Origin of the sequence: Microbulbifer marinus (genome assembly GCF_900107725.1) — a bacterium.
Classification (GTDB): domain Bacteria; phylum Pseudomonadota; class Gammaproteobacteria; order Pseudomonadales; family Cellvibrionaceae; genus Microbulbifer; species Microbulbifer marinus.
This window is the reverse complement of sequence record NZ_FNQO01000004.1, coordinates 129,732-141,706: the sequence shown is the minus strand read 5'-3', so window position 1 is coordinate 141,706 and position 11,975 is coordinate 129,732. Positions and strand designations below refer to the sequence as shown.

Genomic DNA, 11,975 nt, shown 5'->3' with positions numbered 1-11,975 from the left:
CTCGCGCCAAACGGCGTGCGAGCGTTTAGTCACTAAATAGAACCTTAGCAGCGCTGGCCCGAATGAGACGTGGGTACCAGCCCGGCAAGGGGCGGCCATTGTGGCGGGTATGTCAACAGCGGTCTATGCCCGGTCGGGCCGAATTGTCAGGGTGTTCTGGCCAGTGCGTAGGCGCTGACCCGGGTGGCGCCGGCATCGAGTAATGTGCGGGCAGCGGCCTCCAGCGTCGCGCCGGTCGTGATGACGTCATCTACCAGGCCGATATGCAGGCCGGCCACCGCTCCGGTCACCGCAAAGCTCTGGCTCAGGTTGCGCAGCCGCTGAGCGCGTTTCAGCTGCAGCTGCGTGTCGGTGGCGCTGTGTTTGCGCAGCAGCCGCGTGCGGACCGGCAGTTGCCACTGGCGGCCGAACTCGGCCGCGACCAGCTGGGCCTGGTTGTAGCCGCGGCTCCAGTAGCGACGCCAATGCAGCGGCACCGGCACCAGCAGATCCGGCCGCGCATCGCGCGGTTCGATCGCCGGCGCTGCCAGTCGCGCGAGGCTGTGGCCGGCGGCGAGATCGCCGCGATATTTGAAGCGTTGCACCAGTGGGGCGATAGGAAAGGCATAGTGCCAGGCGGCACTGGCGCGGCTGAAGCTGGGCGGCTGCTGCAGGCAGCGCGGGCAGCTGCTCGCGCCCGGTTGGAGCGGCAGCGCGCAGCTGGTACAGGCATCGCGCAGGTAGGGTAGTTCGGCGGTACAGGGCGCGCAGAGACCGCTGCCGGCAGCGCGGCCACCGCACAGCAGGCAGTGCGCCAGCCTGGGCGCGACAGAGCGTGACAAAAAGTGCGAAATCAGTCTGTAAACCATTCCGTGGCTATTTGGTTGACAGCGACCCGGCCACCGCTAAACTGGCCAGTCTGTTGATGCCGAATGCGCCTGGCCGCCGAACGGCGGCCCCTAGCGGGCGATAGGCCCAGCACAACCGCGGCGCGCTGCCGCGCCATTACCGTTAGTAGAGAGATTACGCCCAGTGACCGCAGCTCAGCAAATGCCCGCCGCCACCTATCAATACGGCGACAGCCGCCACGACTGGACTCGCCAGCAGGTGCTGGACCTGTTCGCACTGCCATTCAACGATCTGCTGTTCACCGCCCAGCAGGTGCACCGCACGCACTTCGACGCCAACCGGGTACAGGTCAGCACCCTCTGCTCGATCAAGACCGGCGCCTGCCCCGAGGACTGCGCCTACTGCCCGCAGAGTGCCCGCTACGACACCGGGCTCGAGCGTGAGAAGCTGATGAAGGTGGAGAAGGTGCTGGAAGAGGCCCGCGCGGCCAAGGCCAGTGGCGCCACCCGTTTCTGCATGGGCGCCGCCTGGCGCTCGCCGAAGAAGAAGGACATGCCCTATGTGACCCAGATGGTGCGCGAGGTGAAAGCGCTGGGTCTGGAGACCTGCATGACGCTGGGCATGCTCAACGACGACCAGGCGCAAGAGCTGGCCGATGCCGGCCTCGACTACTACAACCACAACCTGGACACGTCGCCCGAATACTACGGCGAGATCATCACCACCCGCACCTACCAGGATCGCCTGGAGACCCTCGATCGGGTGCGCGCCGCGGGCATGAAAGTCTGCGCCGGCGGCATCATCGGTATGGGCGAGGGCGAGCAGGACCGTGCCGGCCTGCTGATGCAGCTGGCCAACCTGCCGGAGCATCCGGAGTCGGTGCCGATCAACATGCTGGTCAAGGTCGCCGGTACGCCGCTGGAGGAAGAGCAGGATCTGGATCCGTTTGAATTCATCCGCTGCATCGCCGTGGCCCGCATCATGATGCCGAAGTCCCACGTGCGCCTGTCCGCGGGCCGCGAAGCCATGAGCGACGAGATGCAGGCGATGGCGTTTCTCGCCGGTGCCAACTCGATCTTCTACGGTGAGAAACTGCTGACCACCGCCAACCCGGAGGCCAACAAGGACATGCAGCTGTTCCAGCGCCTCGGCATACAGCCGGAGGAATACCAGCAGTACGCCGATGAGTCCGAGGTGGAAGCCGAATTGAGCGCGCAGATCACCGAACAGCAGAACGCCCCGTTTTTCTACGACGCGGCCAAATGAGCCCCATTTCGAGCCTTGAGGTAACCCTGCGCCAGCGCCTCGATGAGCGGCGCCAGCGCAACCTGTACCGCGAACTGAAGACCCTGGCCGCCGCGCCGGGGCCGCTTGCACAGGTGGACGGCCGTGAATTGCTGACCTTCAGCAGTAATGACTACCTCGGTCTCGCCACCCACCCCGATGTCATTGCCGCCCAGCAGGCCGGCGCCGAACTGGGTGCCGGCGCCACCGCCTCCCACCTGGTCAACGGCCACCTGCAGATTCACCGGCAGCTGGAGGACAAGATCGCCGAGATCACCGGGCGCGACGCGGCGCTGGTGTTTTCCAGCGGTTATATGGCCAATGTCGGCACCATCTGTGCGCTGGTGGGCCGCGGCGACAATGTCATCTCCGACCGGCTCAACCACGCCTCCCTGATCGACGGCGCACGTCTGTGCGGCGCCACCAGCCTGCGCTTCGCCCATAACGATCTCGACGGGCTGCAGCGCCAGCTGCAGCGCGCGGCGGCCAACGGCGGCCAAACCCTGGTGGCCGTGGACGGCGTCTACAGCATGGACGGCGACTGCGCGCCGCTGGCGGAAATGGCCGAACTGTGCCGCCGCCACAGTGCCTGGCTGATGGTCGACGAGGCCCACGGCTTCGGCGTCATGGGCAGCCCGCAGCTGCCGCTGGCCGGCAGCATCGCGCTTGCCGGACTGGGGCAGGACGACGCCCCGGTAATGATGGGTACGCTGGGCAAGGCGGCCGGCAACGCCGGCGCCTTCGTCGCCGGCTCGCGTGCACTGATCGACTACCTGGTGCAGTTCGCGCGCCCGTATATCTATACCACCGGCATGCCGCCGGCGGTGGCAGCCGGCGCGCTGGCGGCGCTCGAGGTCATGCAGCGCGAGCCGGAGCGTTCCGCCCGGCTACAGCGCAATATCGAATTTTTCCGCCGCCGCGCCGCGCAGCTGCAGCTGCCGCTGGTGGAGTCCGCCAGCCCGATCCAGCCGTTGCTGCTCGGCGATGAAAATGCGGTGATGGCCGTGGCGGCGGAACTGCAGCAGCGCGGCTTCCTGGTCGGCGCGATACGCCCGCCGACCGTGCCCGCCGGCACCGCGCGCCTGCGCATCACCCTCAGTGCGAACCACAGTGAAGCGCAGATCGACCAGCTGCTGACGGCGCTGGCCGAGAGCCTGGGGCCATGGGCGGAGACGGCATCGTGAAGCCGGTGGAGCAGCTGGTATTCCTGCATGGCTGGGGCGGCGACCGGCGCCAGTGGCAGCCGCTGCTCGAGGCCCTGCGCGATGACTGCCCGCTGCCGGTCAGCTGTCTCGAACTGCCCGGCTTCGGCGAAGCGGCCGGGCGCTCCTGGCCGGATGACGAAGAATTGCTGCAACAGCTGACCGAACAGCTGCCACACAAGTGCCTGCTGATCGGCCACTCCCTCGGCGGTATGCTCGCCGCGCGCCTGGCCGCCGGAGCGGGGCGGGAAAAGATTGCCGCGCTGATCACCATCGCCGCCAATGGCTGTTTCGTGCAGCGGGGCGACTGGCCGGGCATGGATCCGGATACCTTCGCCGCTTTCCGCCGCTCGCAGGCAGCCGAGCCGCAGGCGACCTGGGAGAAGTTCTGCGGCCTGCAGGCCCGTGGCGATAGCGCCATGCGCGCGGTCCTGAAACAGCTGAAGCAGTGGTCACCGCGAATCATCGGCGGTGCCTGGCGGGATGCACTGGACTGCCTCGCGCGCCTGGATAACCGCGACATTTTGCCGCGGGTTTCGATGCCGTCGCTGCACCTGTTCGGCGACAAGGATGCTCTGGTGCCGGCCGCGGCGGCAGGGCGTCTCCGGGCACTGGGTGCCGACGTGGAGGTGCTGGCCGGCTGCGGTCACGCGCCGCAGCTATCGGTTCCGGATCTGCTGGCGGAGAAGATCTGCAAATTCGTGCGCAGTCTGAACGATGGCGATGCGCCGTTCGACAAGGGCGCGGTGGCCAGGTCTTTCGCCCGCGCCGCCGCCAGCTACGACGCCTGTGCGCACCTGCAGCGCGCCGTCTGTCGGCAGTTGCTGGGCGAGGCGGACAGCGTCTGGGCACCGAAAACCATTCTCGATCTGGGCAGCGGTACCGGCTACGGCAGCGAGCTGCTGCGCCGGCGCTTTCCACAGGCGCGGATCATCGCCCTGGATCTGGCCGAAGGCATGCTGCAGTACGCGCGAGCTGAGCGCCCGGTGGCGGATTGCTATATCGCCGCCGACGCCGAGCAGCTGCCGCTGGCCGACGGCAGCGTCGATCTGGTGTTCTCCAGTATGGCGCTGCAGTGGTGTTACCGGCTGCCGCAGCTGTTCGCCGAGCTGCACCGGGTGCTGGCGCACGGCGGTCGCTGTCTGGTCGCGACCCTCGGGCCGGGCACGCTGCGAGAGCTGAAAGACAGTTGGGCGCAGGTGGATGACGGTGTGCATGTAAACCGCTTTCTGCCGCAGCGACAGTGGTGGCAGTCAGCGACCGACAGCGGGCTGCCGGGAGAGGCGCGCCGCGAGCAGCGGGTGCTGCATTTCGACAATGTGCGCCAGCTGATGCGCGAGCTCAAGAGTGTCGGTGCGCACAATGTGAACCGCAGTGCGGACCGCGGCATGACCGGCCGCGCCAAACTGCGCCGGCTGGCGGAGGCCTACGAGCCGCTGCGCGCGCGCGCCGGCCTGCCGGCCAGTTATGAAGTGATTTACCTGAAATTGGCGCGCGACGCGCAGGGGCAACTGGCGGGGCGGGCCTAGCGGCAGTTGCCGCAACGAAAACGCGGGCCAGTAGGCCCGCGCGGAGGATGTGAAAGCTGGAAGAAGGAGATCAGGGATAGATATCGATCGTCGTCGGTGTTTTCACCATCGCCCAGATCTCGTCCATCTCGCGGTTGGTCACTGCGATGCAGCCCGCGGTCCAGTTCATCTTTTGCAGGTACTTCTCCATGCCCTTCCACTGCGGCTTCATGCCATGGATCATGATGTCGCCGCCCGGGTCGACGCCCAGCCTGGCCGCACGGGCGCGGTCGCGCTTGTTCGGGTAAGAGATATGAATCGAGCGGTAGAAGCGGCTCTTGGGGTTCTTCCAGTCCAGCGTATAGCGGCCCTCGGGGGTGCGCTGATCGCCCTGTTGGACCTTGTGGCCCCGCGGGTTTTTCCCAAACACGACCTTGTAGCTTTTGACCACTCGGCCGTCGCGTTTGAGCTGCATCAGTCCCTTGGACTTGTACACGACCACATGGTCGACGGGTTTGATGGTGGCTGAGGCGAACAGTGGCGCCATCAGCAGCAAAGCAAAAATCAGGTATCGCATGGTCTCTATAAGCAGTCTTAATAGTTGTCAGTTTTTCCGTGGTTCCGGTAGCTTCCTTACTGTTCCTTTTCCTCGTTGGGAAAAAGTTTTGACAGCGTTGTCTTTTGCTGCCCGCCCGATGCGTCTCGGGGCAAGTTTCTAGAGAATTATCCTAACCCCGAAGCGAAATCAATCTCGAATGTGGTTAAAAATTACTCTATGCGGGTAACTTATCATCAACTAGTCGGCGTTTAAAGAGGCGTCAAGAAAAAAACCGAGGTTCCCTGATGAGAGGATTGTGGTCGTGACTCGAAGCTATTTTGTCGCCGGAACAGATACCGAAGTCGGCAAGACCTATGTGACCGCGGCGCTGCTCGCAAGTGCCGCAAACGCGAAATTAAAAACTGCGGCAGTGAAACCGGTCGCCTCCGGCTGCGAGAACACCGCGGAGGGGCTGCGCAATGCCGACGCGCTGCTGCTGCAGGAGGCGATGACGCTGGAGCTGCCCTACCAACAGGTCAATCCGTTTGCGCTGGAGCCGGCCATAGCGCCGCATATCGCGGCGATGGAAGCCGGCAAGCAGCTCAATCTGCAACGGATGGCCGGGGTCTGCCGGGGCGTCATGTCTGCCGGTGCCGATCTGGTACTGATCGAGGGAGCCGGCGGCTGGCGTACGCCGCTTGATTTTGTTGGAGGGCGGCCCAGGACGTTTCTGTCACAGCTGCCGCAGGAGCTGAATACGCCGGTGATCCTGGTCGTCGGTATGCAGCTGGGCTGTATCAACCACGCGCTGCTGACAGCCGAGGCTATCCGCCGCGACGGTCTGCCGCTGGCGGGCTGGGTGGCGAACTTTGTCCGCGAGGGTATGGCGCGCGCGGACGAGAATCTGGCGACTCTGAAAGCCCTGCTACCGGCGCCACTGCTGGGCACACTGCCGTTCGACGAGCAGGCCGACTACCGCCGGGCGGCGCACTTGCTCGATCTGAATCCGCTCACAAATTCCCCATAATGGCGAATTAATCGCCAGTCTCGGTCCGTCAGCGTAGTTGACAAGAGGCCGCTTCGCGCCTAGATTCAAACGATCGTTTGAAACACTTGAATGAGGACCGGGAGCATGGCCGAGTATAAGGCGCCACTGCGGGAGATGAATTTCCTGCTGCACGAAGTATTCGCTGCGGAAGAACTCTGGGCGCACCTGCCCGGGTTGGCAGGCGCGGTGGACCGCGAAACCGCGGACGCGATCCTGGAGGAGATGGCCAAGCTGGCCGCGAACACGCTGGATCCGATCAATCGCAGCGGCGACGAAGAGGGCTGCCAGTGGAATGACGGTGTGGTCACCACCCCCGCGGGCTTCAAGGAGGCCTACGCCACTTTCTGTGAAGGCGGCTGGGGCGCGCTGCTGGGCAATCCGGAATACGGCGGCATGGGCATGCCGAAAATGCTCGGCGCCCAGGTCGAGGAGATGATTAACTCCGCCGGCATTTCGTTCGCGCTCTACCCGGTACTGACCAACGGTGCCTGCCTGGCCATCGACGCCCACGGCAGCGAGGCATTGAAGCAGCAGTACCTGCCGAAGATGTACGAGGGCACCTGGTCCGGTGCCATGGACCTGACCGAACCGCACGCCGGTACCGACCTCGGCATCATCCGCACCAAGGCGGAGCCACAGGATGACGGCAGCTACAGGATCACCGGCAGCAAGATTTTCATTACCGGCGGCGATCAGGACCTGTCGGAAAACGTCATTCACCTGGTGCTGGCGAAGCTGCCGGACGCGCCGAAAGGTCCCAAGGGCATTTCCCTGTTCCTGGTGCCGAAATTCCTGGTCAACGAAGACGGCAGCCTCGGCGAGCGCAACCACGTCAACTGCGGTTCCATCGAGCACAAGATGGGGATCAAGGCCTCGGCCACCTGCGCGATGAACTTCGATGGCGCCAAGGGCTGGTTGGTCGGTGAGGTCAACAAGGGCCTCGCGGCCATGTTCACGATGATGAACTACGAGCGCCTGGGTGTCGGTATCCAGGGCCTGGGCGCGTCTGAGCGCTCCTACCAGAACGCGCTGGAATACGCCCGCGACCGCGTGCAGAGCCGCTCCCCGGCCGGTGCGCAGCAACCGGAAAAGACCGCGGATCCGATTATCGTGCACCCCGATGTGCGCCGCATGCTGCTGACCCAGAAGGCGCTGATCGGCGGCGGTCGCGCGCTGTCCACCTACGTGGCCAAGTGGCTGGATATTTCCAAGTTCGGCGAGGGTGAGGAGAAGAAGAATGCCGAGGCGATGGTCGCGTTGCTCACGCCGGTAGCCAAGGCCTTCTTCACCGACAAGGGCCTCGACTGTACCGTGATCGGCCAGCAGGTGTTCGGTGGCCACGGCTATATTCGCGAGTGGGGCCAGGAGCAGCTGGTGCGCGACGTGCGTATCACCCAGATCTACGAGGGCACCAACGGCATCCAGGCGCTCGACCTGGTGGGCCGCAAGACGGTCGCCAACGGCGGCGCCCTGTTCGAGCTGTTTGCCGCCGATGTACAGGCATTTATCGATGCGGAAGTCGATCGCGAGGAAATGGCCGAGTTTGTCCAGCCGCTGGCAGCGGAGCTGCAGCGCCTGCGCGAGGCCACCGAAAAGATGGTCGCCGCTGCGCAGGAAGATCCGCACGCGCCCGGCGCCGCCTCGGTGGAATACCTGCACCTGTTCGGCTACGTGGCCTACGCCTTTATGTGGGCGAAGGTGGCTGCGGTGGCACTGCCGAAGGTCGAGCAGGACAGCTTCTACAAGGGGCAGGTGAAAACCGCGCGTTTCTACTTCGCGCGCCTGCTGCCGCAGGCCCAGGCCCTGGCCGCCAGCGTCAACGCCGGCAGCGCCACACTGATGGATATCGAAGACGAGCTGTTCTGACAGCCGCTATCCACTTTTTGATCTGCCGATCAGGCCCCGCACTGCGGGGCTTTTTTGTTTCCGTTAAGCGGCCAAAGCCATCCGGCACTTTTGTCTGTCGGCACTATCTTCTAGACTCGTGACAAACAATAACGAGCGCAACAGCCACATGTCCGAGCAACCGCAAAAAAAACTCTCAGACGAAGACCAGGCCAAGGTCGACAAATACCTGCACAGCGGCGTCAACAAGGTGGAGCGCAAGCCGTTCCGACCGCTGCTGTTGCTGTTGGTGATTGTCGGCGTACTGACCCTGTTATCCCTGCTCAGCATTATGATCGCGCGCACCAAGGGTGTGGTCTGAGGAGACGTATGACTAACGACAAAACCTTTCTGCCACTGCAGTTCGAGCGCCTCGATGAGGCGGAGATGTGCCGCCGCGCGCAGGCGTTCACCGAACTGATGCGCAGCCGCCGCAGCGTGCGCGACTTCTCCGCCGAGCCGCTGCCGCGGCAGGTGATCGAGCAGGCGATCCGCGCCGCCGGCAGCGCGCCCAGCGGCGCCAATATGCAGCCGTGGCATTTCGTCGTCGTGGAGAGCGCGGAGATCAAGCGGCTGATTCGTCTGGCGGCGGAAGAGGAGGAGCGTGAGTTCTACCAGCGTCGCGCCTCGGCCGAATGGCTCAGTGCGCTGCAACCCCTGGGTACCGATGCCGACAAACCGTTCCTGGAAACGGCGCCGTACCTGATCGTGATCTTCCTGAAGAAGTTTTCCAGCAGTGACGCCGGCGAAAAGCTGAAAAACTATTACACCGCCGAATCCGTCGGCATCGCCACCGGCATGCTGATCGCCGCGCTGCACAACGCCGGCGTGGCCACACTGACCCACACTCCCAGCCCGATGAAATTCCTCAACGAGATTCTCGGCCGCCCGGCCACGGAGAAGCCCTATATGATCCTGGTGGCGGGACTGCCGGCAGAGGGCGCCGAGGTGCCGGCCATCGACAAGAAGCCGCTGGAAGAAATCGTGGAGTTCGTTTAGCCGCCGGGCGCTACAGGGCGCCCAGCCGCACGATGGCCTGCCATTGCCGCGGCGTCACCGGCTGGATGGACAACCGCCCCTGCTTGACCAGCACCATGTCCTCCAGCTCCGGGTTCTGCTTGATTTCTGCCAGCGGTACCGGCCGCGCGAATTCGCTCTGCCAGCGGACATCCACGCAGTACCAGCGGGGCTGGTCACCGCTGGCCTTGGGGTCGAAGTACTTGGATGCCGGGTCGAACTGGGCCGGATCCGGGTAGGCGGCGCGCACCACCTCGGCGGTACCCACTACCGCCGGCACCTTGCAGGCGCTGTGGTAGAAGAGGACACCGTCGCCCTCCTGCACCTGGTCGCGCAGGAAGTTGCGCGCCTGGTAGTTGCGGATACCATCCCAGCGGCCGGTATGTCCGCGCTCTGCGGCGAGATCCTGAATGCTGTATTCGTCCGGTTCGGACTTAAATAACCAGTAGTTCATGCGGCAGTCCGTCCATATGCTGCGCCGGTTGGTATTTCACCAGCGGGAAGCGCCATTTAGTATGAACCCATACGAAAGTGTCAAATCGGCGCCGCTAGCCGCTATACGAGGCCGGCGTCGCGAACTGGGAGTTTATGGGTAACAACGCATTTCATTGGCTGTCCGAACGGCTGGCGATGCAGCACTGGCAGTACTGGGCGCTGCAGCTGAGTGGCTGGGGCGGCTACACGCTGCTGACCTTTGTCGGCAGTTTCTTCTGGGTCAAGGATCACTGGCTGCACACCGGCTATATCGCCGTGGCCACCGCGTCCGGCGTGCTGCTGTCCGAGGCCATGCGCCGCGGTTTCCGCAGGCTGTGGGACAAGCCGCCGGCCAGCCGCCTGTTCGGCTCGCTGGTGGTGGTGATACTGGCGGCGGCGCTGTGGGCGGCGATCAAGTTCGGCGGTTCGCTGTGGCTCTACGGCAAGGAGAGCGACGAGCACCCGGCGGTGCTGGCGATCTACTGGTTCTCCTATTCCTTCCTGATCCTGATGACCTGGGCGGCGCTCTATTACGGCATCAAGTATTACCAAGCTTCGCTGACCCAGCAGGAAAAAGCGCTGCGGGCGGAATCCATGGCACACCAGGCGCAGCTGAAAATGCTGCGTTACCAGCTGAATCCGCACTTCCTGTTCAATACGCTGAACGCGATTTCGACGCTGATCCTCGACAACCAGGGGCGTACCGCCAACGATATGGTCACGCGCCTGTCCCAGTTCCTGCGCCACTCGCTGGACAATGATCCGATGCAGAAGGTGACCCTGGCCAAGGAGGTCGAGGCACTGATGCTCTATCTGGATATCGAGAAGGTGCGCTTCGCCGACCGGCTGGGCGTGAACCTGGACCTGGAAGGCGATTCGCCACGGGCGCTGGTGCCCAGCCTGCTGTTGCAGCCGCTGGTGGAAAATGCGATCAAGTACGGCATTTCGCAGCGGGAGTGGGGCGGCGAAATCATGATCAAGGCACGGGTCTTTGCCGGCGAGCTGCTGCTGGAAGTCAGTGACAATGGCCCGGGCATGCCGGAGGAAGATCTGGCCAAACTGGGCAGCGGCTCCGGCGTCGGCATCCGCAACACCTGCGAGCGCCTGCGCGCACTCTACGGCGATGAACAGAAAGTGCGCTTCCGTAACCGCCCGGAGGGCGGTCTGGCAGTGCATCTCCGCATTCCCTTCGAACAGGAATAAAAATATGAATGGCACAGCAGACACTTCATCCAAAGCCGCGGACACTGTTAAGAGGGCGGGCGTCCTGAGAGCCATCGTCGTCGACGACGAGCCGCTGGCGCGCCGCGGGCTGCGCCTGCGCCTGGAGCAACTGAGCGACGTCGAGGTCATTGCCGAGTGCAGTAATGGCCGCGAGGCGCGGGAGAAAATTCTCGAACTGCGGCCGGATGTCGCCTTCGTGGATATTCAGATGCCCGTTGTCAACGGCCTGGAAATGGTGCAACAGATTCCCGTTGAAAAGCTGCCGCAGGTGGTGTTCGTGACCGCCTATGATCAGTACGCGGTGGAGGCCTTCGAAATCAATGCGGTGGACTATGTGCTCAAGCCGATCGAAGACCAGCGCCTGACACTGGCTCTGCAGCGGGTGCGGGAAAAACTGGCCAGTGCCGATATCGCCAGCCAGCGCGAGCAGCTGCTCGAAGCCGTGGCGGACCTGACACAGGAATCGCCGGAAGAGCTGGCGAAGAAGCTGGCTGCCGGCGAACTGGGGGGCAGTTCCTACCCGGACAAAATCGCAATCAAGGATTCCGGCAAGATCACGCTGGTGCCGGCGCGGGAAATCGATTGGATCGATGCCGCCGGTGACTATATGTGCGTGCACGCCAACGGCGAGACCCACGTGATGCGTATCACGATGAAGGAGCTGGAGCAGCAGCTGGATCCCAAACTGTTCCAGCGTATTCACCGGTCGACCATCGTCAATCTAAGCCGCGTACGCGAAATCTGCGCCCATATCAACGGCGAATATCACCTGGTGCTGAACAACGGCGAACGGCTGAAGATGAGCCGTAGTTACAAGAACAAAGTTCAGCACTTTCTGTAATCACTTCCTTAAAAAAAATCTGGGCTCGATAAGACGGTGGCGAATCCGCCACCGGCCCAGCTTGATCGACAAAAGCCGGCCGTTGATCGCAATCACCTTGCCCTTTACCCGCAACCGTTTAGCCTCT

12 protein-coding genes are annotated in these 11,975 nt (G+C 63.8%); 9 read left to right on the top strand and 3 right to left on the bottom strand.

What is annotated here, in order from left to right:
* Nucleotides 1-146: 146 nt before the first annotated feature.
* A complete protein-coding gene (locus BLW36_RS15095; protein ID WP_244506284.1) occupies nucleotides 147-821 on the bottom strand; it encodes a ComF family protein in 675 nt (224 codons plus the stop codon).
* 208 nt (nucleotides 822-1,029) lie between these two features.
* Here BLW36_RS15095 and bioB point away from each other — a divergent pair, with 208 nt between their 5' ends.
* The 3 genes from bioB to bioC are packed head-to-tail and all read left to right on the top strand — an operon-like array spanning nucleotide 1,030 to nucleotide 4,843.
* Nucleotides 1,030-2,094 carry a biotin synthase BioB gene (gene bioB, locus BLW36_RS15090; protein WP_091390650.1) on the top strand — a complete coding sequence of 355 codons (1,065 nt, stop codon included), beginning with the start codon at nucleotides 1,030-1,032 and terminating at the stop codon, nucleotides 2,092-2,094.
* The gene (bioF, locus tag BLW36_RS15085) at nucleotides 2,091-3,296 is read left to right on the top strand and encodes an 8-amino-7-oxononanoate synthase (protein ID WP_091390648.1); all 1,206 of its coding nucleotides are present in this window, start codon (nucleotides 2,091-2,093) and stop codon (nucleotides 3,294-3,296) included. Before bioB ends, bioF begins: the two co-directional genes overlap by 4 nt.
* Nucleotides 3,275-4,843 (top strand): malonyl-ACP O-methyltransferase BioC, encoded by a 1,569-nt coding sequence (gene bioC, locus BLW36_RS15080; RefSeq protein ID WP_170833234.1) that lies wholly within the window; start codon nucleotides 3,275-3,277, stop codon nucleotides 4,841-4,843. Before bioF ends, bioC begins: the two co-directional genes overlap by 22 nt.
* A gap of 70 nt (nucleotides 4,844-4,913) precedes the next feature.
* Here bioC and BLW36_RS15075 read toward each other — a convergent pair whose 3' ends face one another.
* Nucleotides 4,914-5,399: a L,D-transpeptidase family protein gene (locus tag BLW36_RS15075; protein WP_091390646.1), complete on the bottom strand. Its 486-nt coding sequence runs from the start codon at nucleotides 5,397-5,399 to the stop codon at nucleotides 4,914-4,916.
* A gap of 283 nt (nucleotides 5,400-5,682) precedes the next feature.
* Here BLW36_RS15075 and bioD point away from each other — a divergent pair, with 283 nt between their 5' ends.
* The 4 genes from bioD to BLW36_RS15055 all read left to right on the top strand — a co-directional run bounded on the left by bioD (nucleotide 5,683) and on the right by BLW36_RS15055 (nucleotide 9,291).
* The gene (bioD, locus tag BLW36_RS15070; RefSeq protein ID WP_170833233.1) at nucleotides 5,683-6,387 is read left to right on the top strand and encodes a dethiobiotin synthase; all 705 of its coding nucleotides are present in this window, start codon (nucleotides 5,683-5,685) and stop codon (nucleotides 6,385-6,387) included.
* A 105-nt stretch (nucleotides 6,388-6,492) separates the two neighbouring features.
* Nucleotides 6,493-8,274 carry an acyl-CoA dehydrogenase C-terminal domain-containing protein gene (locus BLW36_RS15065; protein WP_091390642.1) on the top strand — a complete coding sequence of 594 codons (1,782 nt, stop codon included), beginning with the start codon at nucleotides 6,493-6,495 and terminating at the stop codon, nucleotides 8,272-8,274.
* Nucleotides 8,275-8,422: 148 nt separating this feature from the next.
* The gene (locus BLW36_RS15060) at nucleotides 8,423-8,614 is read left to right on the top strand and encodes a DUF3094 family protein (protein ID WP_091390640.1); all 192 of its coding nucleotides are present in this window, start codon (nucleotides 8,423-8,425) and stop codon (nucleotides 8,612-8,614) included.
* Between the two features lie 8 nt (nucleotides 8,615-8,622).
* The gene (locus BLW36_RS15055) at nucleotides 8,623-9,291 is read left to right on the top strand and encodes a nitroreductase family protein (protein ID WP_091390638.1); all 669 of its coding nucleotides are present in this window, start codon (nucleotides 8,623-8,625) and stop codon (nucleotides 9,289-9,291) included.
* A 10-nt stretch (nucleotides 9,292-9,301) separates the two neighbouring features.
* Here the strand turns inward: BLW36_RS15055 and BLW36_RS15050 are convergent, their stop codons facing one another.
* The gene (locus BLW36_RS15050) at nucleotides 9,302-9,763 is read right to left on the bottom strand and encodes an EVE domain-containing protein (protein ID WP_091390636.1); all 462 of its coding nucleotides are present in this window, start codon (nucleotides 9,761-9,763) and stop codon (nucleotides 9,302-9,304) included.
* A gap of 134 nt (nucleotides 9,764-9,897) precedes the next feature.
* On the opposite strand from BLW36_RS15050, the gene BLW36_RS15045 reads away from it, so the two are divergent.
* Nucleotides 9,898-10,986, top strand: coding sequence for a sensor histidine kinase (locus tag BLW36_RS15045; protein WP_091390634.1), 1,089 nt, complete (start codon nucleotides 9,898-9,900; stop codon nucleotides 10,984-10,986).
* A gap of 4 nt (nucleotides 10,987-10,990) precedes the next feature.
* On the top strand, nucleotides 10,991-11,848 hold the full coding sequence (locus BLW36_RS15040) for a LytR/AlgR family response regulator transcription factor (protein ID WP_091390632.1): 858 nt from the start codon (nucleotides 10,991-10,993) through the stop codon (nucleotides 11,846-11,848).
* Nucleotides 11,849-11,975 lie beyond the last annotated feature (127 nt).